This is a genomic window from Eubacterium ramulus ATCC 29099, assembly GCF_000469345.1.
Classification (GTDB): Bacteria; Bacillota; Clostridia; order Lachnospirales; family Lachnospiraceae; genus Eubacterium_I; species Eubacterium_I ramulus.
Map to the genome: position 1 here is coordinate 1 of NZ_KI271090.1, position 1,900 is coordinate 1,900.

A 1,900-nucleotide genomic window follows, 5' to 3' on the forward strand; every position below is an offset into this window, starting at 1 on the left:
AGCAATTACCGTTCCTATTTTGGAGGAAGCTGTTGGGAAAAGGTACCGGGAACGGACAAATATTATTTTCACATGTTTGCAAAGGAACAGCCGGATCTGAATTGGGAAAATCCGAAGTTACGGCAGGAACTGTACAAAATGATCAACTGGTGGCTGGAAAAAGGTCTCTCCGGTTTTCGAATCGATGCGATCATAAACATTAAGAAGGATCTGAACTTTCCTGATTTTGCACCGGATGGGAAAGATGGTCTGGCAAGCTGCTGGAAGATGGTTGAAAGTGTAGACGGAGTAGGGAAGCTGTTGGAAGATCTGAAAAAATCAACTTTTGAAAAGTATGATGCCTTTACAGTCGGAGAAGTATTTAACATGAAACCGGATGAATTACCGGAATTTATTGGAGAAACCGGTCATTTTTCAACGATATTTGATTTTAGCGCCCATACGCTCACTGATGGAGAACATGGATGGTATGATGCTCCGAAGCTGGAATTTGCGAAATGGAGAGCTACGATCATTCAGGCACAATTAGAAACACAGAAGTATGGCTTTAAGGCGAATATCATTGAAAATCACGATGAGCCAAGAGGGGCATCCAGATTTTTGCCATCTTACGCTCAGACACCGGACGGAATCAAGATGCTTGGTACCATAAGCCTTCTCCTCAGAGGAATTCCTTTCATTTACCAGGGGCAGGAAATCGGTATGAGAAATGCCAAATGGAACAGCATGGAGGAATTTGATGATATCAGTACAAAAGACCAGTATCATACTGCCCGTGAAGCGGGATTATCGGATCAGGAAGCCTTGGAAGTATGCAGCCGTATGAGCCGTGACAATGCAAGAACACCGATGCAATGGACGAGCGGGGAAAATGGCGGTTTTACAAAAGGAACTCCATGGTTAAAGGTAAATCCTTTATTTAAAGACGTGAATGTGGAAGCTCAGGAACAGGATCCGGATTCAGTTTTGAATTATTACCGCAAACTGGTTGCACTGCGTAAATCGGATGAACTGAAAGAAGTATTTACCTATGGAGAATTTCTTCCGGAATATGAAAATGTGGACGGAGTCATGGCATTTTACCGTAAAGATGAATCCAAGTGCATTCTTGTGGCTGCTAATTTCGGAAAGGATGCTGCAACAATCAAACTGAAGAGCGAAATCGAAAAAGTATGGTTATCGAACCGTATAGATGGAACGGTAGATTGTGAAAAGGATTCATTGAATTTACGGAGCTGTGAAGTGGTTGTTCTGGAGCTGGAAAACCACAAGTAACTAACTATATAACTCCCGGATCTCTTTTTGAATCAGATGTCCAGCTGCTTTTGAAAGCTGATCAATCTGGCGGATCCTGGTAAATTCTTTTCCGTAAATCTGTTTAGCATTTGTCACTTCGCCATCGTTTCCCATAAAAACGGCGGATACATGAATTCCGTTTTTGCGAAGCGCTCTTACCTCTGCTGCAGTATCTTTGATGGTGGCATGTTCTTCGTAAGCAGATCCGAAAGGAGCATTTTCTGAAGGAAGAATACGCTGGCTGTCATTAGGTGCTGCATCTGTCAGGATGAGAAGGAGATGTTTGTCTGCAGGAGATGGTAGAAGCTGCAAAAGCTCTGCCGCCTCACTGAGGGCAAGACCATCCCTGTTCCATCCGGTTGCATAATAATGGAAGATCCGATCACATTTCTTTTCTGTAAAATTTTTCTTCCCGGAAAGCGGCGGCGTCTTTTTCAAGCTGTTTTTGGAGCGAGATGTCCTGAGAATCCAGGATATCAAGATTGTTATTCATCTGGTCATATTTCTTGGATAGATTTGTCATATCTTTATCGGTAGAGCATTGTGCTTGGAAGATTAGCTGCTCTTTCCGTTCTGTAACTTTAGCTTTGAGTTTCTTTTTAAC

Annotated in this window: 3 protein-coding genes; 1 reads left to right on the plus strand and 2 read right to left on the minus strand. The window is 42.7% G+C overall.

Annotated elements, in window-relative coordinates:
* Positions 1–1,275 (plus strand): alpha-amylase family glycosyl hydrolase (locus HMPREF0373_RS02395; RefSeq protein ID WP_021737975.1); only part of this gene is annotated, 1,275 nt, incomplete at its 5' end.
* On the opposite strand, the gene HMPREF0373_RS02400 is transcribed toward HMPREF0373_RS02395, so the two are convergent.
* Positions 1,276–1,734, minus strand: a complete 459-nt coding sequence (locus tag HMPREF0373_RS02400; protein ID WP_167618607.1) for a vWA domain-containing protein — start codon at positions 1,732–1,734, stop codon at positions 1,276–1,278. It lies immediately after the preceding gene.
* A partial coding sequence (locus HMPREF0373_RS02405; protein WP_021737977.1) for a hypothetical protein occupies positions 1,679–1,900 on the minus strand: 222 nt, incomplete at its 5' end. The genes HMPREF0373_RS02400 and HMPREF0373_RS02405, both read right to left, overlap by 56 nt.